The sequence below is a fragment of the Gilliamella sp. Choc6-1 genome (genome assembly GCF_001690385.1).
Taxonomy (GTDB): Bacteria; Pseudomonadota; Gammaproteobacteria; order Enterobacterales; family Orbaceae; genus Gilliamella; species Gilliamella apicola_A.
The window spans coordinates 48,069-68,941 of sequence record NZ_LZHI01000027.1 but is presented as its reverse complement, the minus strand read 5'-3'; the positions used below and the strand labels follow the sequence as shown (position 1 = coordinate 68,941).

The following is a 20,873-nucleotide window of genomic DNA, read 5'->3' as shown; positions in this document are numbered from 1 at the left end:
AAAATTATTTTTGTGTTTACTTAATTTAGTTATTAAGTGAATAGAAAGATAAAGCTCTTTAACAATAAGGAACAAGCTGAAAGAAACGAGTTCTCGTTTTGCTGGAGGAATCGAAATGTAAATATAGGTGACTGAAAGCGAAAAGAGAAGAAAGCGTAATTAACCAAGACAACTGTGAGTTGTAAGGTTAAGAAATTAAGCGTACACGGTGGATGCCTAGGCAATCAGAGGCGAAGAAGGACGTGTTAATCTGCGAAAAGCGACGGTGAGCTGATAAAAAGCGTTATAGCCGTTGATGTCCGAATGGGGAAACCCAATGTAGGTAACTACATTATTGTCTGATGAATCCATAGTCAGATGAGGCGAACCGGGAGAACTGAAACATCTAAGTACCCCGAGGAAAAGAAATCAACCGAGATTCCCTGAGTAGCGGCGAGCGAAAGGGGAGGAGCCCAAGCGGGTAGCATAGTATATTAGTGGAAGCGTTCAGGAAAGTCGCACTATAGAGGGTGAAAGTCCCGTACACGAAAGTATATTATGTGGAAGCTTATAGAGTAGGGCGGGACACGTGATATCCTGTCTGAAGAAGGGGGGACCATCCTCCAAGGCTAAATACTCCTGATTGACCGATAGTGAACCAGTACCGTGAGGGAAAGGCGAAAAGAACCCCGGGAGGGGAGTGAAATAGACCCTGAAACCGTGTACGTACAATCAGTGGGAGCATATATCATTAGATATGTGTGACTGCGTACCTTTTGTATAATGGGTCAGCGACTTATATTCTGTAGCAAGGTTAACCGAATAGGGGAGCCGAAGGGAAACCGAGTATTAACTGTGCGTTAAGTTGCAGGGTATAGACCCGAAACCCGGTGATCTAGCCATGGGCAGGTTGAAGGTTGGTTAACACTAACTGGAGGACCGAACCGACTAATGTTGAAAAATTAGCGGATGACCTGTGGCTGGGGGTGAAAGGCCAATCAAACCGGGAGATAGCTGGTTCTCCCCGAAAGCTATTTAGGTAGCGCCTCATGAGTAACTGTTGGGGGTAGAGCACTGTTTCGGCTAGGGGGCCATCCCGGCTTACCAACCCGATGCAAACTCCGAATACTGACAAGTTTAATCATGGGAGACACACGGCGGGTGCTAACGTTCGTCGTGAAGAGGGAAACAACCCAGACCGCCAGCTAAGGTCCCAAAGTCATAGTTAAGTGGGAAACGAAGTGGGAAGGCTTAGACAGCTAGGATGTTGGCTTAGAAGCAGCCATCATTTAAAGAAAGCGTAATAGCTCACTAGTCGAGTCGGCCTGCGCGGAAGATGTAACGGGGCTAAAACTATGCACCGAAGCTGCGGCAGTGCACGTAAGTGCATTGGGTAGGGGAGCGTTCTGTAAGCCGTAGAAGGTATGTTGTGAGGCATGCTGGAGGTATCAGAAGTGCGAATGCTGACATAAGTAACGATAAAGCGGGTGAAAAGCCCGCTCGCCGGAAGACCAAGGGTTCCTGTCCAACGTTAATCGGGGCAGGGTGAGTCGACCCCTAAGGAGAGGCCGAAGGGCGTATCTGATGGGAAACGGGTTAATATTCCCGTACTGGCTATAACTGCGATGGGGGGACGAAGAAGGCTAGGTTATCCACCTGTTGGATGGTGGTTTAAGCGTGTAGGGGTGTGATTAGGCAAATCCGGTCACTGAGACCCTGAGGCGTGATGACGAGCTACTAAGGTAGTGAAGTAATTGATGCCAAGCTTCCAGGAAAATCCTCTAAGCTTCAGGTTATAGGTAATCGTACCCGAAACCGACACAGGTGGTCAGGTAGAGAATACTCAGGCGCTTGAGAGAACTCGGGTGAAGGAACTAGGCAAAATGGTGCCGTAACTTCGGGAGAAGGCACGCTGATGGTAATTGAACTCCCACGCGGATGTAGGTGAAATCAGTCGAAGATACCAGCTGGCTGCAACTGTTTAATAAAAACACAGCACTGTGCAAACACGAAAGTGGACGTATACGGTGTGACGCCTGCCCGGTGCTGGAAGGTTAATTGATGGGGTTATGCGAATGCAGAAGCTCCTGATCGAAGCCCCAGTAAACGGCGGCCGTAACTATAACGGTCCTAAGGTAGCGAAATTCCTTGTCGGGTAAGTTCCGACCTGCACGAATGGCGTAATGATGGCCAGGCTGTCTCCACCCGAGACTCAGTGAAATTGAATTTGCCGTGAAGATGCGGTGTACCCGTGGCAAGACGGAAAGACCCCGTGAACCTTTACTATAGCTTGACAGTGAACATTGAGCCTTAATGTGTAGGATAGGTGGGAGGCAAAGAAGCATGCACGCCAGTGTGTGTGGAGTCGACCTTGAAATACCACCCTTTAATGTTTGATGTTCTAACCTATACTTCTGAATCGAGGTAAGGGACACTGTCTGGTGGGTAGTTTGACTGGGGCGGTCTCCTCCCAAAGAGTAACGGAGGAGCACGAAGGTTAGCTAATCCTGGTCGGACATCAGGAGGTTAGTGCAATGGCAAAAGCTAGCTTGACTGCGAGAGTGACGGCTCGAGCAGGTACGAAAGTAGGTCATAGTGATCCGGTGGTTCTGAATGGAAGGGCCATCGCTCAACGGATAAAAGGTACTCCGGGGATAACAGGCTGATACCGCCCAAGAGTTCATATCGACGGCGGTGTTTGGCACCTCGATGTCGGCTCATCACATCCTGGGGCTGAAGTAGGTCCCAAGGGTACGGCTGTTCGCCGTTTAAAGAGGTACGCGAGCTGGGTTTAGAACGTCGTGAGACAGTTCGGTCCCTATCTGCCATGGGCGTAGGAAAATTGAGAGGGTTTGCTTCTAGTACGAGAGGACCGAAGTGAACGCACCGCTGGTGTTCGGGTTGTGATGCCAATTGCATTGCCCGGTAGCTACGTGCGGAATAGATAAGTGCTGAAAGCATCTAAGCACGAAACTAGCCTTAAGATGAGTTTTCCCTGAAGAGATTCAGTAAGGTTCGTTTGAGACTAAGACGTAGATAGGTCAGGTGTGTAAGTGTAGTGATACATTGAGCTAACTGATACTAATGAACCGAGAGTCTTAACCTTACAACTCGGAGTTGTTTTGTGATTACGTGAAGAGAAGCGTTTGATGACTAAGTCATCGAAATTGGATTAAATGTTGATTGAGTGGTTTGTTCCGAATTGAGAGATTGGTGTTATTATGAGATAATGAGCACTGATTGTAGAAGAGAAAAGAATATGTCTGGCGGTAATAGCGCGGTGGTCCCACCTGACCCCATGCCGAACTCAGAAGTGAAACGCCGTAGTGCCGATGGTAGTGTGGGTATTACCCATGTGAGAGTAGGGTGCCGCCAGACTTTTTAAATTATAGAGAGCCCAGCAGAGATGCTGGGCTTTTTTATGTCTATTAATTATCTTTAGAACAAGCCTTGCTATATAAAAGAATAAATACGCTTGGAATGTGAATAAATAATAATCACAATATTTAAGGAGTATAAAAAATAACTTATTTATTAGTATATTTATTCGATTAATATCATTTTACTATTTATTTATTCTTGTATGTATGAAACAATTTAGTCATATAAAAATAGATTTTTGAGGTAGTCAGTGATCGACAATGATGGCTACCGTCCAAATGTAGGAATAGTTATTTGTAACCAGCATGGCCAAGTACTTTGGGCCCGTCGTTTTGGGCAAAATTCTTGGCAATTTCCTCAGGGCGGAATAAAACAAAACGAAACTCCTGAGCAGGCGATGTTTCGTGAACTAAATGAAGAAGTAGGGTTATTACCAAAAGATGTAAAAATTTTATCTGTTACTAATGGTTGGTTGCGGTATAAATTACCTAAACGAATGATAAGATGGGAAAATCAACCTGTATGTATCGGACAAAAGCAGAAGTGGTTTTTATTACAACTAATCTCTGACACATCGGTAATTAACCTTAACATGTCCCCAAATCCTGAATTTGATGATTGGAAATGGGTAAATTATTGGTATCCTATACGACAAGTTATAGCTTTCAAGCGTGATGTATATAGAAAAGCAATGAAAGAATTCTCATTGTTTGTTTTTTCGATACAGTCTGAAATAGAGATTTCATCAATAAATAATTCTAAAAAGAAACGATTTAATTCCTTTGTTCATAAACGTAAAAATAAAAAGCGTATAAAAAAATGAATCAATATTTAAAATTTCCTAATTTTGATCCAATTGTCTTTTCAATTGGCCCAATATCACTTCATTGGTACGGTGCAATGTATTTGTTTGGTGTGCTTGGCGCATTTTACTTGGCTAAGCGTCGAGTGGACAAATCAAATAATCAATGGACATTGCAACAGGTAGAAAATTTATTATTTTGGGGGTTTTTAGGCCTTTTTATTGGAGGAAGATTGGGGTATGTATTTTTTTACAATTTTGCTACTTTTATTAAAAACCCTATAGTGTTATTTAAAGTCTGGGAAGGAGGCATGTCCTTTCATGGTGGTTTGATTGGGGCAATTTTTGTTATTGCTATTTTTGCTAAAAAGGCAAACAAAACTTTTATGCAAGTGGGAGATTTTGTTGCTCCTCTTGTACCTATTGGATTGATGTTTGGAAGATTTGGTAATTTTATTAATGGAGAGCTTTGGGGAAGAGTAACTAACTTGCCTATTGGTATGCTATTTCCGACTTCTTCTTATGCTGATTTTAAATTTGTACAATCTCATCCTGAATGGTTTTCGCTTTATTCAAAGCTAAATGGCATTTTACCTAGGCACCCGTCGCAAATTTATGAAATGGTATTTGAAGGAATAGTACTGTTTATTATTTTAAATATTTTTATTCGAAAACCAAGACCTACTGGTGCTGTATCTGGGGTATTTTTATTTTGCTATGGTTTATTTAGATTTGTTATAGAATTTTTTCGACAACCAGATGAGCAGTTAGGCTTATTTTTAAATATTATCAGTATGGGACAAATATTATGTCTACCAATGATTATTGGTGGTATTTTAATTCTTTTATTTTCGTATAGATTTAATAATAAGGCAAAAACACGATGAAACAATATTTAGTATTAATGAAAAAAATTTTAGATGAAGGTATACCTAAGTTAGATCGGACGAGTACTGGAACGTTATCTATTTTTGGTCACCAAATGCGATTTAATTTACAAGATGGTTTTCCGTTAGTCACAACAAAAAAATGTCATTTTCGCTCAATTATTCACGAGTTATTGTGGTTCTTAAAAGGCGATACCAATATTAAATATTTACAAGATAATAAAGTAACCATCTGGGATGAATGGGCTGATGAAAATGGTAATTTAGGCCCAATTTATGGTAAACAATGGCGTGCATGGGGGGCTAGTGATGGTCGCCAAATCGATCAAATATCGCAATTGATTTCACAAATTAAAAATGATCCTAATTCTCGACGTATAATTGTTTCTGCTTGGAATGTTGGAGAGCTCGATCAAATGGCATTAGCTCCATGCCATGCATTTTTCCAATTTTATGTCGCAGGAGGTAAGTTGTCTTGTCAACTTTACCAGCGTTCATGTGATGTTTTTTTAGGATTACCATTCAATATTGCTAGCTATTCATTGTTGGTTCATATGATTGCACAACAGTGTGATTTAGACGTCGGGGATTTTGTTTGGACTGGAGGGGATACCCATCTTTATTCTAATCATATGGAACAAGCACAATTACAATTAGGTCGTAAACCAAGAAAATTACCAAAATTGGTGATTAGACGTAAACCTCCTACTATATTTGATTATAAATTTGAGGATTTTGATATTATTAACTATGATCCTTATCCTGCAATTAAAGCACCTGTTGCTATTTAACATTAAAAAAATAGAGAAATAATGAGAGCTAATTCAATAAACTTTTATTTTCTTTATTTTAACCATTATATTAATTGCAGAAAATCGTCAAAACTCCTAGAACGATTGGTTCTATTTTTTCTGTGGATTAATAACAGAATGGCATATAATAACTAACTTTGTTTAAATAAATGATTAAAGTTAATATGAGTCAACATCAGGGAATTCAACCAGAATTTACTAAACGTTTATTGCATCCACGTTATTGGATAACGTGGTTTTGCATCGGTATTTTATATCTAATTGTTTTATTACCATATCCGATTATTTATTACTTAGGAAAAGGTTTAGGATTATTTTCAATGAAATTAATTGGTAAACGCAAGGAAACTGCAAGGCAAAATCTGAAACTTTGTTTTCCCGAAAAAACACAACAAGAACTTGAACGGCTATTGCGTGAAAACTTTATATCGACTGGGTTAGCAATATTTGAAACGGGTATGGCTTGGTTTTGGTCAGATAGGAGACTTGCCAAAATTTCCTCTATTGTTGGTGATTCTCACATTACACAAATACAACAATCAGGGCAAGGCGTATTACTTATTGGTATACATTTTTTAACCCTAGAGTTAGGTGCTCGAATTTTGGGAATGAGTCATCCTGGAGTTGGTGTTTACAGACCTAACGATAATCCTGTCATGGATTACATACAGCTTAAAGGGCGTTTAAAATCAAATAAATACATGATTGATCGTTATAATACAAAAGGTATGATTCGAGCATTAAAAGATGGTGAATTACTTTGGTATGCACCGGATCATGATTATGGTCCCAAAAATAGTGTATTTGCACCTCTATTTTCAGTAGAAAAAGCTGCAACAACTGTTGGTACTCGGATATTAGTTAAACTTGGACAGCCTGCAATTATTCCTTTTACACCTAAGCGCGAGAAAAATCGATGTTATACTGTTTATGTTACATCTGAGCTCAAGGGCTATCCAGTTGACGATGATATACTTGCTGCAACATTTATGAATAAAGCAATTGAAAACGAAATTTTAAGAGCTCCTGAACAATACATGTGGTTACACCGACGATTCAAAACTCGCCCAAAAGGTGAGGCTCCTTTATATACAGATAACGTACAGTCTGATTAGTATAGATATCTTTTATAGTATTGGAGAAATAATCAAAAAACAATTATGCAAAAGTTAAACAAAATTATTTTATATTGTCGTTCTGGATTTGAAAAAGAATGCGCAGCAGAGATTACAGATAGAGCTGCGCAAAAAAATATATTTGGATTTGCCAAAGTCAAAGACAATGAAGGGTATGCTATTTTTGAATGTTATCAAAGCGAAGATGCTCAAATATTAATAAAAGAATTAGCTTTTCGAACACTCATTTTTGCACGACAAATGTTTATAGTAGGCGATATGCTTGCTAATTTGCCAACAAAAGATCGTATTTCCCCTATAATTGATGTTCTAACGGGGTGTATTGATAAAGCAGGTGATTTGAGAGTCGAGATCCCCGATACTAATGAAGGTAAAGAATTGACTGGATTTTGTCGTAAGTTTACTGTCCCACTTCGTCAGGCATTACGAAATAAACAAATTTTATCAAAAATTCACGACGCATCAAAACCAGTTATCCATCTGTTTTTTATTAATAACAATAGTTGTTATGTTGGTTATTCTTATAATCAAAATAACTCCCCATTTTATATGGGAATACCTAGACTAAGGTTTCCAAATGATGCACCAAGCCGTTCTACTTTAAAACTGGAAGAAGCTTTTCATATCTTCATTCCCTATGAGGAATGGGATGAGCGACTAAAAAGTGGGTTAAATGCAGTTGACTTGGGGGCTTCTCCTGGAGGTTGGACATATCAACTAGTTAAACGTAGCATGATAGTTTATGCTATTGATAATGGCACAATGAATTCGAAATTAATGGAGACGGGACAAGTCAAACATTATCGTGAAGATGGCTTCAAATTTGAACCCAAAAAACATAATATTTACTGGTTGGTTTGTGATATGGTTGAAAAACCATCTAAAGTGACGGAATTAATTACTAAATGGCTTATTAGTGGTTGGTGTAGAGAGGCTATTTTTAATCTTAAACTTCCGATGAAAAAACGTTATGAGGAAGTAAAACAAAATCTACAATTGCTGAATGAAAAATTAAATAACAAACATATTAACGTTCAAATTCAAGCTAAGCAGCTTTATCATGATCGGGAAGAAGTCACGGTTCATGTTCAACGAATTTGGGGATAACAATTTACAAGAGAAATAGGTATGAATTTAAAATGCTCCATTTATGCCATGTTAATATTGGCATTATTTACACTTTTAGTAGGATGTACTGGAACTTTTTCAAATAAATTTTCTGATTTTGATGATAGTAAAGATTCGAAATACTATCTTTTACAAGTTGAATCTAGTTCAGGAACGGCAAAAATAAATTGGCAATTATTAGCTATTCGTGCCTTGATTAAAGAAAATAAGCTTTCCCAGGCAAATACATTATTATCTAAATTACCTTCTGATCTAAATGTAGAGCAGTTAAATGAAAAATTACTATCACAAGGTGAACTTGCTATAAAAAAAGGAAAATCATTTAGAATTAATCAATTATCTATTGAAGATTTAAACCCATCTCAACTATATCGTTATTACACAATCAAATTATCAATAGATAACAAAAATGAAAACTTAAATGCTCAATCTCATGATTACGTTGAACTAGAAAAATATGCATCTAAAAATCAGAAAAAACAAATACTCAATAGTACATGGGATTTCTTTAGTAAATTACAAGCTCAACAAATCCATCAGATAACAATTCTTGAAAGTGAAACAACTTTACAAGGTTGGATTGAGTTAAGTTATGTTTATCAAAATAATAGTAAAATATCTCAAGTACAAGAAGATGATACCGCTGAAACGATGGAAGCAAAATTTCAGCAACAAAAAGATTCATTAAAAAGAGCTATTCAAGATTGGGCTATACGGTATTCAGACCATCCAGCTAAAGGTATATTACCAGTATTAACAGGAGAGCAAACGCTTTCCGTTGATGTAAATGCAAAAAAAGTTGCATTATTATTACCGCTAAAAGGTTCTTCTAGTATATTTGGTGAAATTATTCGTCAGGGATATTTAGATGCAATAAAGATTTATCCAAAAGAGCCTCAACAAAATGTTATTGTATTGGATACTACTAGCGCCTCTATTGATGCCCTTATTCAGCAAGCTCAAGAACAAAATGTTGAATTAATTGTTGGCCCTTTGCTAAAAAGCGATGTTACAAAAATTAAACAATTAGCTTTAAGTACTCCCATTTTGGCTCTAAATAAAGTTGATAAAAGTACAAGCAACTCTAATAAAATATGCTACTTTGCACTATCTCCAGAAGATGAAGCTAGAGATGCTGCGAATCATATTTATGCACAAAATAAATTAAGACCTTTATTATTAGTTCCCCAGAGCGAATTAGGTCAACGAGTTGCTCAAAGTTTTGCAGAACAATGGTCTCAAGTATCAGCGAATAGTTCACAAACATATGTGCAATATTTTGGTAATGCTAAAGCATTAAGTGCTGACATGAATCACAATATAGGTATCAAACTTCTTGGCAACCCTATTATCCTTAATGAAACGTCTGTAGTACCAGAAGGGGAATCAGACGAATTTGATGCTGTATATATATATTCTTCGTATGATGAATTAATGCTTATCAAACCTATGCTTGATATGGGGGCAAACAAACCTATTGGCAACTCATCATCTTCTGAGATTGCACTCTATTCAAGCTCTAAAAGCCATGTTGCCAATGCATCTGATGATTTTTATTATGACATGAATCAAACCGACTATGCAGAAATTCCTTTAATCATAAATCAGCTAAATTTTCCCATTGATATTCCAGATAATATACAAAAAGATTATTCATTAATGCGTTTTTATGCTATGGGAGTTGATGCTTGGCGACTTGCTAACCGTTTTAATCAATTAGATTCTTATGAACCTAATTTCTTAGATGGTCTGACAGGTAAGCTATCAACAAATAATCTTTGCGAAGTAACACGTGCATTATCTTGGCAGCAATATACATACGGTTCAGCTAAGTCTAATTCGAAGAATGAATAAAAAACAAATTGGTGAGCATTATGAAAATATTGCTTGCCAGTACTTAATTAAGCAAGGACTTAAACTTATTGCAAAAAATAGTCAATATCGCTATGGTGAGCTTGATCTAATCATGCAAGATAAAAAATGTTTGGTCTTCATTGAGGTGCGTTATCGGAAAAATGCTAATTTTGGTCATGCAGAAATGACTGTAACACTCAGTAAACAGACCAAAATTAAACAAGCGGCTCAACTTTGGATGGTAGCACAAAATTTAAATATTGAAGAAACAGAGTTTAGATTTGATGTTTTTGCCATTACTGGTAAAAACCAACAATGGATTATCAATGCGTTTTAATATTTTTTTAGGTGAAAACGTGCAAGATTTAATTAAAAATTACTTTACAGAAAGTATACAAACACAAATTGTGATGGCTGAATCATTGGGATTCTCAATTGAAAAAGCCGCTAAAATTATTGTTGAAGGTTTGCTTAGTGGCAATAAAATTATGAGCTGTGGTAATGGTTCTTCTGCTGCTAATGTGCAAAGTTTTACTTCACGATTGATTACTAGCATTGCTATAGAAAGACCAAGTATTCCTGCTTTAGCATTAGTATCTGATAACGTTTTATTAAGTGCCATTGTTAATCATGAAGAAATTTATGCCCGCCAAATTCAGGCATTAGGTCAACAAGGTGATATTTTAATTGTAGCAACTTGCCAAGGTAAAAGCCGAGCAATTATCCGCGCTGTTCAAGAAGCGGTAATTAAAGATATGAAAATTGTTGCATTAACAGCATTTGATGGTGGTGAAGTTATTGGTTTATTGGGACAAAATGATATCGAAATTAGAATTCCATCTTATAAAAAAGTCATGGCTTATGAAATGCATGCTATGATTTTAAACTGTTTATGTCAATTGATTGAAAATAATCTATTTAATCACGCTGAATAAATAGAAATAAAAATAGTTTTGTTCTGCCTTAATAATGAATATTATGCTACAATTATAAGCTGTTTTAATGAATTAAATTATTAAGAGAATTTGGTGTTATGACCGAACTAGCCAAAGAAATAACCCCCGTTAATATCGAGGATGAACTAAAATCCTCATATCTTGATTATGCAATGTCAGTTATTGTTGGTCGTGCGTTACCAGATGTGCGCGATGGTTTAAAGCCTGTACATAGACGTGTTTTATTTGCAATGCATGAAGCTGGATATGATTGGAATAAACCTTATAGGAAGTCTGCTCGTGTTGTTGGGGATGTAATCGGTAAATACCATCCACATGGTGATTCAGCAGTTTATGACACAATTGTACGTATGGCTCAACCATTCTCATTACGTTATATGTTGGTTGACGGACAAGGAAATTTTGGTTCTGTTGATGGTGATTCAGCTGCAGCAATGCGTTATACCGAAATTCGAATGCAAAAATTTGCCGGAGCATTATTAACTGATCTTGATAAAGAGACTGTTGATTTCTCGCCAAACTATGATGGATCAGAAATGATTCCTGATGTGCTACCAACTCGTATTCCAAATTTATTAATTAATGGTTCTTCAGGAATTGCAGTTGGTATGGCAACTAATATTCCTCCTCACAATCTCTCTGAAGTTATCAATGGTTGCTTGGCTTTTATTGAAGACGAAAATATTTCAGTCGATGGTTTAATGAAGTATATCCATGGGCCAGATTTTCCAACAGCAGCATTAATTAATGGTCGAAAAGGTATTGAAAATGCATATCGCACAGGTCGTGGTATTATTTATATTCGCTCTAAAGCTACCATAGAAGTTGATGATCATAGTGGACGTGAGACCATTATTGTTAATGAGATACCGTATCAGGTTAATAAGAAAAAACTGATCGAAAAAATTGCAGAATTAGTTAAAGATAAAAAAATAGAAGGTATTTCGGCATTACGTGATGAATCAGATAAAGACGGTATGCGTATTGTTATTGAAATAAAACGTGATGCGGTTGGTGAAGTTGTTTTAAATAACCTTTTTTCTTTAACTCAATTACAAGTTTCATTTGGTATTAATATGGTCGCCTTGTATAAGGGGCAACCTAAGTTGTTAAATTTACGTGAGATGATTGAAGCTTTTATTCTTCATCGCCGTGAAGTTGTAACTCGTCGAACCATTTATGAATTACGCAAAGCACGCGAACGAGCTCATGTATTAGAAGGTTTGGCAATCGCACTTGCCAATATTGATCCTATCATTGAGCTCATTCGTGCTGCTGCAACACCTAGTGAAGCAAAAACTAAATTATTGAGCCAAGCTTGGCAACTTGGAAATGTTGCTGCCATGCTAGAAAAAGCAGGTAATGATGCAGCTAGACCAGAAGATTTAGCTCCAGAGTTTGGTATTTATGATGGACGTTATTATTTATCAGAAGCACAAGCTCAAGCGATTTTAGATCTCCGCTTACACCGCTTAACCGGCCTTGAACATGAAAAAATTCTTGATGAATACAAAGAATTATTGCTTCAAATTGGTGAATTACTGCATATTTTAGCCAGCTCAGAACGTTTAATGGAAGTAATTCGTGAAGAATTAGAAAGCGTTCGAGAACAATTCCAAGATGCTAGACGAACAGAAATTACAGCGAGCAGTGCAGATATTAATATTGAAGATCTTATTGCTCAAGAAGATGTGGTCGTTACTCTTTCCCATCAAGGTTATGTAAAATATCAACCACTTTCAGATTATGAAGCTCAACGACGTGGTGGTAAAGGTAAATCTGCCACTAAAATTAAAGAAGAAGACTTTGTCGAAAAACTATTAGTTGCCAATACTCATGATACGATTCTTTGCTTCTCAAGTCGAGGTCGATTATATTGGATGAAAGTTTACCAATTGCCCGAAGCCAGCCGAGGTTCTCGAGGTCGTCCAATTATTAATTTGTTACCTCTTGAAGAAAAAGAACGAATCACTGCAATCTTACCTGTTCGAGAATTTGATGATGAACATTGCGTATTTATGGCTACAGCACAAGGTACAGTTAAGAAAACATCTTTAATTGAGTTTAGTCGTCCACGAAGTGGCGGTATTATTGCGATTAATTTGCGCGATGATGATGAGTTAATCGGCGTTGATTTAACTAGCAATGATCTTTCAGCTATTGTTGATGATGAAGAACTTTATGATGATGCCATTGTTGAAGAGATTGACTCAGAAGATGATAACCTGATTGGTGAAATCTCAACGACTGAAGATATTATGTTATTCTCTGCTAATGGTAAAGTTGTTCGTTTCCCAGCCAATAAAGTTCGTTGTATGGGCAGAACGGCTGCAGGTGTACGTGGCATAAAACTTGATAGTGATGATAAAGTGGTTTCATTAATTGTACCTAGAGGTAACGGTGCAATTCTAACTGCAACTCAAAATGGATATGGTAAACGCACACAGCAAGAACTATACCCAACCAAATCAAGGGCAACTAAAGGTGTTATTTCAATCAAAGTTAGTGAGCGAAATGGTACTGTTGTTGGCGCAGTTCAAGTTGATGAAACCGATCAAATCATGCTAATCACAGATGGAGGAACACTTGTTCGTACTCGTGTTTCAGAGGTAAGTATTGTTGGCCGTAACACTCAAGGTGTCATGCTTATTCGAACAGCTGACAATGAAAAAGTTGTCGGGTTACAACGAATAGCCGAAACAGAAGATGACGCAAGTGAATCGGAGGTATCGGAAAATAATGAACGGGCTGATTCACATCAGGAATACGAAGATTAATTATTTAATAATTTAAAAGGATTAGTCTTGCTAATCCTTTTTTATTTTAAGAACCGTGAGAAGGAATAGTATTAGATGTCATTTTTTATAAAAAAAATCTTAACAAATCTTGCATGGCAGATTTTGATTGCTTTAATTTTAGGGATCGCGGTGGGTGCTTATTTATATGAACTCTCTATTCCTAGCCATCCTTTACACTCTTATTATCAATTTTCGATAATTAATATTTTCCAACCAGCGGGCGATATCTTTATCCATTTAATTAAAATGATTGTATTGCCTATTATACTTAGCACATTAACTTTGGGTATTGCAGGTATTGGTGGTTCGAAACGATTAGGGGCACTAGGTTTAAAAACAATAGTTTATTTTGAGATTATTACAACTATTGCTATTTTATTAGGTCTTTGCTGGGGAAATATTTTTGCGCCTGGAGTGGGGATTGATCTTTCAACACTTGCTGTAGCAGATGTCAGCAAATATGAAAAAGCAGCAGGAGAATTAAGTGGAAAACCTCATGGTTTAATTGTTATGATTCTTGATATGATTCCTGCTAATATCTTTAAAGCTATGGCGGACGGTGCTGTTTTACCTGTAATTTTCTTTTGTGTCTTTTTTGGTCTTGGCTTAATGTCTTTGCCAGATAAACAACGTGAACCTTTTCTTTTCTTTTTAAAAGTAGTTTCTGATACCATGTTTAAGGTAACTAATATGATAATGCGTTATGCACCTATTGGTGTTTTTGCACTTATCACGGTAACGATTGCTAAATATGGATTTGAATCTCTACTTCCATTACTTAAATTAATTTTAACCATCTATTCGGCAATGGTTATTTTTACGCTAGTGGTATTAGGATTTGTTTGTAAACTTTGCAAGTTTAATATTTTTACATTATTAAAAATATTGAAAGAAGAATTAGTGATCGCATTTTCTACGGCAAGTTCTGAAACTGCATTGCCTAAAATAATTGAAAAAATGGAAGCTTATGGAGCACCAAAATCGATAACTAGTTTTGTTATTCCTACAGGCTATTCATTTAATCTCGATGGTTCAACACTTTATCAAAGTATTACTGTTATCTTTTTAGCACAGTTATTCCATATAGATTTAACTATTTTGGATCAGGTTATTATTGTTATCACCTTAATGATTGCATCTAAAGGGATTGCCGGTGTGCCTGGCGCTTCAATCCTTGTTTTATCAGCAACACTAGGCAGTGTTGGTATTCCTCTTGAAGGGATTGGCTATATTATGGGGGTAGAACGTATTTTAGATATGGGGAGAACAGTAGTTAATGTGGTTGGTAATGCACTTGCAGCAATTGTTATTGCACGTTGGGAACATGTTTTTGACGATAAAAAAGCAAGGGCTTATGAACATCAGTATTTGAAATAATAAAATAATTATGTAGATTAATTTATTCAAAAAAACTACTTGTTTATCAGGTAGTTTTACGCAAAACATATATTATAGATATTAGAAATATTTTGTCATATCAATTTCAACTTTCACTCTATCATGGTTACTCATCAGAAAAAATGGACTTTGTAATGTCTTCTTTTGTCATAAAGAGGAACTTAATTGCATAACTTAGTTGTTTAATATTTGCAAAAGCTTTTTCTATATTACTTACCTCTAAAGTAAAAAGTTCGATACCATAATTATTTATAGTTGAGGGAATTATGTCAGGTAAGTGTGATATGGCTTTAAATTAAGATGACAAGCTAAACGTTATAATAACCCCTGTTCTGATGAAATTCTTCATAAGGATTAAATTATATCTCCTCATTGAATGAATATAAAACACTAAAATAAGTAACATAATTTTCTACGTTAGTCTTGTACTTACTATGGGGTATTTACACTCCTTGCTTGCGCTAGGTTGTTAAAAAGATATAAATCTAACACTTCAGTTCGATAAGTCCGGTTAAATCGTTCAATGTAACCATTTTGATAAGGGCTACCGGGCTTTATATAATCAATGGCTATATCATTTGATTTAGCCCAGTTTATAAAGGTTTTTCCTGTAAATTCTGGTCCATTATCTACTCGTATTTTTAATGGATACCCATGATATTCAGCCAGTTTATCTAAGTAACGGGTGATCCTTCCTGCTGGTAAGCTTACTGCAATATCAATCCCTAACGCCTCACGATTAAAGTCATCGATGACATTGAATGTTCTAAAGCGACGCTGATTACGACTACTGTCACTCATAAAATCCATTGACCAACATTCACCTTGTTTATTGGGTGCTGATAGCCTTTCTGGGCTTCGTGGAGGAATGCGCTGTTTACGCTTTATCCTGAGATTAAGCTTTAATTCACAATACACCCGATATACCCGTTTATGATTCCATTTATAGCCGAGCTTTCTGATACGATTAAAGCATTTAGGAAAGCCCCAGCGCAAATGCCGGTCAGTGATAGCATTCAACACCGAAATAATCACTGAATCATCCGGTAACTTAGGTTTATAATAGTAAGCACAACGGCTTAAGCCAACAATGGCACAACTCATAGTAATAGTAACTGAATGATTTTGTTGTAGTTGCTGTGCCCACGTTTTACGTGCCTTTGTGGGCACTAAAGCTTTTTTATGATTTCTTCCTGAAGCTGGGATTTTAAGCTCAGTTCGGCAAACATCTGCTTAAGCTTGAGATTTTCAGCCTCCAGCTCCTTTAAGCGTTTGATATCCGAAGTTTCCATTCCGCCGTATTTTTCTCGCCATTTATAGAAAGTTGAATTACCCATGCCATATTTACGGCACAGTTCTTTAACCGGAATACCCGCTTCAGCTTCTTTTAAAATAGCGACGATTTGATGTTCAGTCATTTTTTTCATAATTAAATCCCCTTTTCTTTTATCATAGAGAATTTTCTACTTTTTTGCTGTACTATTTTAGGGGATAGTTACACGCTGTCTCTATTTTTTTAAAACCTGTGATAACCATTATATCAATCAAAAATTTACAAAACTTACCGAGAGAGAGATAACCTTTAATTGAGATATAGTATTTAGCGATTCAAAAGATAGAAACTAAAAGTTTTAGTAATTTAGGGGAACCAACTTATGAATTTTTAGAGGTTATTTTAGTGATGAGGTATAAAAAATCCGTTATTTCCCTATAAGTTAATATTGCTATTTATGACTAATGCTAGATGCTTGTAAGATAAAGAAAAATAGGTGTATTTTATTGAAAATTTTGATAAATTTTTCCAGAAGTTGATAAAAAACCCAGCAAATGCTGGGTTTTCTTATTTATTTGATAACTATTTAATTTTAGCTTCTTTATAAATAACATGTTGACGAACTACAGGATCGTATTTTTTGATCTCCATTTTTTCAGGCATAGTTCTTTTATTTTTGCTAGTGGTATAAAAATGACCTGTACCAGCAGAAGAAACTAATCTGATTTTTTCGCGTACACCTTTAGCCATGATATGGTTTCCTTATTAGTACTTTTCACCACGGGCACGAAGTTCAGCTAGAACTGCATCAATACCCTTTTTATCGATAATTCGCATACCTTTAGCAGATACACGCAATTTTACAAAACGTTTCTCGCTCTCAATCCAAAAACGGTGAGTTTGAAGATTTGGTAGAAAACGACGTTTAGTAGCATTCATCGCATGAGAACGATTATTTCCTACTAAAGGGCCTTTTCCTGTTACTTGGCATACTCGTGACATGTCAATAATTCTCCGAAATTTCTATGCTTAAGCCTTGGGCGTAATATGTTAATGGAATTAACCTCGTCAGGCTTTTAGTTTGCTGCAGTTCTATCTGAGAAGCAGTCTAACCTCTCACACTACACCCACGATAATGAGGTAGCGAAGTATACGCTGTTATGCACAAATTCTCAAGTATTATCTTATGTAAGCATAAAATAAGTTTAAGAGTATAAAATTTAAATAAGATATAAGTATTGTGTTAGTCGAAAATTCTCCTACATTGCCATTTGTATAAATTAATAAAAAGAGTTTAATAAAATGAATTTAAAATAGTTAAAATTTTCAAGGAACTTAAAAAAGTCAATATTACATATTAAATTAATAATATTTTTCAATCAGTAAACCAAAGTTCAGTCACTAAATTTGAGAATTTCAAAAAGAATTAACCAGTATTTTCGGTAAATTCATTGAATCTTCTTCTATTTATAGTTCTAATTATATTTGCAAAATAATGAAAGCATTTTTGCTTCTCTTTTTATCTGGAGATGTCACAAAATATTATTGAAACCTTAAAGATAAAAATATGAAATAGATATTTATTTAAATTGATAAGATAAGTCTGATGTTTACCATAAAAAATTAAATAACAAAAATCATGCTTTATCTAAATGCACAAGCTTGATTTAAAAGAACTGATTCATGAAAAACTTATTTCTTTCACAGTAAAGAAGTAGTATGAACAGTGCGATTGATAACATGTTAAGTAAGCCTAGTTGTAACCAAATATTGTCTGTCATGTTGAAATGGAAAGTTCCTTGATGGATTTCTGTATCAATAAATTATGGTGTTGGTATTATACCTAAAACACTTATTCGAAAGAATTTAATGCTACTTTTGTTCCTATGAAAAAAAGTTATTAAAAGTATATTGTTATTATAACAATGAAAAATAAGCAGTTATTATCTGTTTTTTAAAAATTTTATCATTTCTTAATTAAGTATATTTGGGTGCTATATTGGGGCACTAAATTATTCTATGATAGTTACATTGTCAAAAAAGGTTTTATTGAATGATAATTAAAAGTTACCATTTGTACTAATTCAATAATGTATGGACTACTTTTAATTACGATATGAAAATATTGTTATTTATAAGGTAATTTTTAATAAAAAGTCATTTCTGTGTTAAAGTCTAAGTTATTTCCTATATATTAAACAATTGAATATAAAATAAATTTTTAAATTAAACTTTTTCCAAAAAATGATTTAATTTTAAAATAAATATGCTTTAATACTTTGATCAAGATTTTTTCTATTCAGTTTTTCATGTTTTATTTTCTAACTTTAAAGGAGATTATATGAATCAGTTCACGCCATATAGTATATACGGTATTATCGGTTATCCTCTAGGGCATAGTTTGAGCCCACTAATTCACACAATATCATTTCAAGATCATGGTATTCCAGCAGTTTTAGTCCCATTCACAATTCCTCCAGAAGAAATTGCTACATTTTTTAACGCAGCAAAATTATTAAATATTCAGGGGTTATGTGTCACTATTCCTCATAAACAAACTATCATTCCATATTTAGATGAAGTGAGTGAGCATGTAAAAAAAGCTGGAGCGGCTAATTTAGTCTACTGGGATGGTGATAAGCTTTGTGGTGATAATACTGATATTGTCGGTTTTATGGAGCCTCTTCGAAACAAGAATCTGGGAGTTGAATATAAAAAAGTTTTATTACTTGGTGCTGGTGGAGCTGCGCGTGCTGCTGTTGTTGGATTACAAGATCTTGGTTATACCGATATTACTGTAACGGATATAGTGGATGCTTTGCCACAAGCATTAGCTGAAGAATTCAATCTTAAAACTGTTGCATGGCAAGAACGTAATAAAGTCGAAGCACAAATTATTGTTAATTCAACTCCACTTGGCATGGCAGGAAAGTTTGAAGATCAAACACCTTATGAAAAAGCATGGTTTAAAGGTAAAGGTTTGGCTTATGATATTGTTTATAACCCATATAATACTCGTTTTAGACAAGAAGCAGAAGAAGCTGGATGGGAGTCTATTTCTGGACGTGAAATGTTTATTGGTCAAGCTAATGCTCAATTTAAAATTTGGACAGGTAAAGATATTTCTAAAAGAGCAAAACAGGAAGTTATCAATGCTTTATCTGGAAAATAAATAATAATGACATGCACACTTAATAATACCTAATTAAATGTATTTTTAAGCTACGAAACAAATATGTTTTATTATCTTTGGATTTATTATTGAAAAAATGGTCTTAATAATTTATTTGATTGTATCAATCAAAATATAAAAAGAGCATTTATGACTAACTTAGAATTACAAGTATATCGTCGTATTCTTATGTTAAAAATATCTGAAATAAGTGAGTATATTGGTAAAACAGATGCTAAAACTTGACAGGTATGGGAAAAGGGCCGCAGTTCTTGCCCCAGATTTTGTTGTAACGGCAATGCTGGAATACGATTAGTTATTTTATAATGCATGAAGAATTTGAAAAGGCTAATCCTATCCTTGGTGCTATTCAATGGCGATTATATAAATCAATTGCCACCAAATTTTATTTTCGTAATTTAGAAAATCCATGTTAATTAATATAAAATATAATTGTAAATTTTTGAACATTCAAAAATTTTTAAATTGATTATGTAATTTTATCTTTACATTTTTAATAGAGTTATAGATTCATTTCATAAAAATGAAAGTATTTTATAATGTTTATTGATATATAAAATAATGATTGCAAAAATTAGAGTGAGTCACTAGCATAATCAACATATTTTGTAATCTGCAAATCTCAAAGGACCAAATATGAATAAAACAATTTTTTTAGTTGGTGCAAGAGCAGCAGGAAAAACAACAATGGGTAAGATGCTTGCTAACACACTATCATTTTCTTTCATAGATACAGATTACCATTTACTTGAAACCACCAAAAAAACTGTAGCCGAAATTGTCGAAAAAGAGGGCTGGGAAGGATTCAGAGCTAGAGAAAGTCAAGTGCTTATCGACACAGCCAAACCTAACTGTGTAATTGCAACTGGTGGGGGAATGGTGCTAGCTGACCATAACCGTGATTTTATGAAACAAAATGGCACCGTTATCTTTTTATTGGCATCTGCTGCAACGTTAACTGCTCGTTTAATGAAAGATCCTAATGTAGCACAACGTCCTTCATTAACAGGATTGTCTATTATTGATGAAATGGAAAAAATTCTAGCTGAAAGATTACCTTTATATCATGATGCCGCGCACCATGTGATTAATGTTGATCAAGATGAAAGCTTAGTTCTTGCTAAAATGCTTGAAATACTAAAAAGTTAACCAAGTTGTTTTTTCAATGCCTTTCTATAAAAAAGAATTAATTTTGAAATTATAATAAATTATTTTTTATTTGATTTAAAAATGTATTTTTTATTATAAATAGCTCTAGAATACATAAATAAGTGTG

At 35.2% G+C, this 20,873-nt stretch carries 17 protein-coding genes and 2 rRNA genes; 15 read left to right on the top strand and 4 right to left on the bottom strand.

Translation table 11 applies throughout. The features are described 5' to 3' along the window. Positions 1 to 185: 185 nt before the first annotated feature. The 12 genes from A9G36_RS03505 (at position 186) to gltP (ending at position 15,110) form a co-directional block, all read left to right on the top strand. Positions 186 to 3,085, top strand: a 23S ribosomal RNA gene (locus A9G36_RS03505). 156 nt (positions 3,086 to 3,241) lie between these two features. Next, positions 3,242 to 3,357: ribosomal RNA gene (gene rrf / locus A9G36_RS03500) — 5S ribosomal RNA — on the top strand. 253 nt (positions 3,358 to 3,610) lie between these two features. Continuing rightward, the gene (rppH, locus tag A9G36_RS03495) at positions 3,611 to 4,183 is read left to right on the top strand and encodes an RNA pyrophosphohydrolase (RefSeq protein ID WP_034946981.1); all 573 of its coding nucleotides are present in this window, start codon (positions 3,611 to 3,613) and stop codon (positions 4,181 to 4,183) included. Next, positions 4,180 to 5,049, top strand: coding sequence for a prolipoprotein diacylglyceryl transferase (lgt, locus tag A9G36_RS03490; protein ID WP_065569152.1), 870 nt, complete (start codon positions 4,180 to 4,182; stop codon positions 5,047 to 5,049). The genes rppH and lgt overlap by 4 nt, the downstream gene beginning before the upstream one ends. Continuing rightward, positions 5,046 to 5,840, top strand: coding sequence for a thymidylate synthase (gene thyA, locus A9G36_RS03485; RefSeq protein WP_065569151.1), 795 nt, complete (start codon positions 5,046 to 5,048; stop codon positions 5,838 to 5,840). The genes lgt and thyA overlap by 4 nt, the downstream gene beginning before the upstream one ends. Before the next feature lie 185 nt (positions 5,841 to 6,025). Further along, positions 6,026 to 6,976, top strand: coding sequence for an LpxL/LpxP family Kdo(2)-lipid IV(A) lauroyl/palmitoleoyl acyltransferase (gene lpxL, locus A9G36_RS03480; RefSeq protein WP_034947088.1), 951 nt, complete (start codon positions 6,026 to 6,028; stop codon positions 6,974 to 6,976). 45 nt (positions 6,977 to 7,021) lie between these two features. After that, the gene (gene rlmM, locus A9G36_RS03475) at positions 7,022 to 8,104 is read left to right on the top strand and encodes a 23S rRNA (cytidine(2498)-2'-O)-methyltransferase RlmM (protein WP_065569150.1); all 1,083 of its coding nucleotides are present in this window, start codon (positions 7,022 to 7,024) and stop codon (positions 8,102 to 8,104) included. A gap of 21 nt (positions 8,105 to 8,125) precedes the next feature. Then, positions 8,126 to 9,979 (top strand): penicillin-binding protein activator, encoded by a 1,854-nt coding sequence (locus A9G36_RS03470; RefSeq protein ID WP_065569149.1) that lies wholly within the window; start codon positions 8,126 to 8,128, stop codon positions 9,977 to 9,979. Beyond that, entirely contained in the window at positions 9,972 to 10,316 is a 345-nt protein-coding gene (locus A9G36_RS03465; RefSeq protein ID WP_034946966.1) for a YraN family protein, read from the top strand. Before A9G36_RS03470 ends, A9G36_RS03465 begins: the two co-directional genes overlap by 8 nt. 19 nt (positions 10,317 to 10,335) lie before the next feature. Next, entirely contained in the window at positions 10,336 to 10,914 is a 579-nt protein-coding gene (locus A9G36_RS03460) for an SIS domain-containing protein (protein WP_034947085.1), read from the top strand. A gap of 98 nt (positions 10,915 to 11,012) precedes the next feature. Beyond that, positions 11,013 to 13,712: a DNA topoisomerase (ATP-hydrolyzing) subunit A gene (gene gyrA / locus A9G36_RS03455; RefSeq protein WP_081296665.1), complete on the top strand. Its 2,700-nt coding sequence runs from the start codon at positions 11,013 to 11,015 to the stop codon at positions 13,710 to 13,712. An 87-nt stretch (positions 13,713 to 13,799) separates the two neighbouring features. Continuing rightward, positions 13,800 to 15,110, top strand: a complete 1,311-nt coding sequence (gene gltP, locus A9G36_RS03450; RefSeq protein ID WP_065569153.1) for a glutamate/aspartate:proton symporter GltP — start codon at positions 13,800 to 13,802, stop codon at positions 15,108 to 15,110. 453 nt (positions 15,111 to 15,563) lie between these two features. On the opposite strand, the gene A9G36_RS03445 is transcribed toward gltP, so the two are convergent. From A9G36_RS03445 to rpmB, 4 genes are all read right to left on the bottom strand, one after another. Beyond that, positions 15,564 to 16,301: an IS3 family transposase gene (locus tag A9G36_RS03445; RefSeq protein ID WP_081296664.1), complete on the bottom strand. Its 738-nt coding sequence runs from the start codon at positions 16,299 to 16,301 to the stop codon at positions 15,564 to 15,566. Further along, on the bottom strand, positions 16,301 to 16,558 hold the full coding sequence (locus tag A9G36_RS03440; protein ID WP_141670404.1) for a transposase: 258 nt from the start codon (positions 16,556 to 16,558) through the stop codon (positions 16,301 to 16,303). Before A9G36_RS03440 ends, A9G36_RS03445 begins: the two co-directional genes overlap by 1 nt. Before the next feature lie 428 nt (positions 16,559 to 16,986). After that, positions 16,987 to 17,154, bottom strand: coding sequence for a 50S ribosomal protein L33 (rpmG, locus tag A9G36_RS03435; protein WP_025314526.1), 168 nt, complete (start codon positions 17,152 to 17,154; stop codon positions 16,987 to 16,989). 15 nt (positions 17,155 to 17,169) lie between these two features. After that, entirely contained in the window at positions 17,170 to 17,406 is a 237-nt protein-coding gene (rpmB, locus tag A9G36_RS03430; RefSeq protein WP_034946960.1) for a 50S ribosomal protein L28, read from the bottom strand. 1,339 nt (positions 17,407 to 18,745) lie between these two features. On the opposite strand from rpmB, the gene aroE reads away from it, so the two are divergent. The 3 genes from aroE (at position 18,746) to aroL (ending at position 20,746) form a co-directional block, all read left to right on the top strand. Continuing rightward, entirely contained in the window at positions 18,746 to 19,576 is an 831-nt protein-coding gene (aroE, locus tag A9G36_RS03425; RefSeq protein WP_034946957.1) for a shikimate dehydrogenase, read from the top strand. A gap of 150 nt (positions 19,577 to 19,726) precedes the next feature. After that, the gene (locus A9G36_RS09860) at positions 19,727 to 19,822 is read left to right on the top strand and encodes a DUF1870 family protein (RefSeq protein ID WP_080715907.1); all 96 of its coding nucleotides are present in this window, start codon (positions 19,727 to 19,729) and stop codon (positions 19,820 to 19,822) included. 411 nt (positions 19,823 to 20,233) lie between these two features. Then, positions 20,234 to 20,746 (top strand): shikimate kinase AroL, encoded by a 513-nt coding sequence (aroL, locus tag A9G36_RS03420; RefSeq protein WP_034946955.1) that lies wholly within the window; start codon positions 20,234 to 20,236, stop codon positions 20,744 to 20,746. The last annotated feature ends 127 nt before the right edge of the window (positions 20,747 to 20,873 follow it).

Excerpts from the sequence above, each read along its gene's own strand:
- lgt (WP_065569152.1), top strand. The coding sequence starts at position 4,180 with ATGAATCAATATTTAAAATTTCCTAATTTTGATCCAATTGTCTTTTCA.
- thyA (WP_065569151.1), top strand. The coding sequence starts at position 5,046 with ATGAAACAATATTTAGTATTAATGAAAAAAATTTTAGATGAAGGTATA.
- lpxL (WP_034947088.1), top strand. The coding sequence starts at position 6,026 with ATGAGTCAACATCAGGGAATTCAACCAGAATTTACTAAACGTTTATTG.
- rlmM (WP_065569150.1), top strand. The coding sequence starts at position 7,022 with ATGCAAAAGTTAAACAAAATTATTTTATATTGTCGTTCTGGATTTGAA.
- A9G36_RS03470 (WP_065569149.1), top strand. The coding sequence starts at position 8,126 with ATGAATTTAAAATGCTCCATTTATGCCATGTTAATATTGGCATTATTT.
- A9G36_RS03465 (WP_034946966.1), top strand. The coding sequence starts at position 9,972 with ATGAATAAAAAACAAATTGGTGAGCATTATGAAAATATTGCTTGCCAG.
- gyrA (WP_081296665.1), top strand. The coding sequence starts at position 11,013 with ATGACCGAACTAGCCAAAGAAATAACCCCCGTTAATATCGAGGATGAA.
- A9G36_RS03440 (WP_141670404.1), bottom strand. The coding sequence starts at position 16,558 with ATGAAAAAAATGACTGAACATCAAATCGTCGCTATTTTAAAAGAAGCT.
- rpmG (WP_025314526.1), bottom strand. The coding sequence starts at position 17,154 with ATGGCTAAAGGTGTACGCGAAAAAATCAGATTAGTTTCTTCTGCTGGT.
- rpmB (WP_034946960.1), bottom strand. The coding sequence starts at position 17,406 with ATGTCACGAGTATGCCAAGTAACAGGAAAAGGCCCTTTAGTAGGAAAT.
- aroE (WP_034946957.1), top strand. The coding sequence starts at position 18,746 with ATGAATCAGTTCACGCCATATAGTATATACGGTATTATCGGTTATCCT.
- A9G36_RS09860 (WP_080715907.1), top strand. The coding sequence starts at position 19,727 with ATGACTAACTTAGAATTACAAGTATATCGTCGTATTCTTATGTTAAAA.
- aroL (WP_034946955.1), top strand. The coding sequence starts at position 20,234 with ATGAATAAAACAATTTTTTTAGTTGGTGCAAGAGCAGCAGGAAAAACA.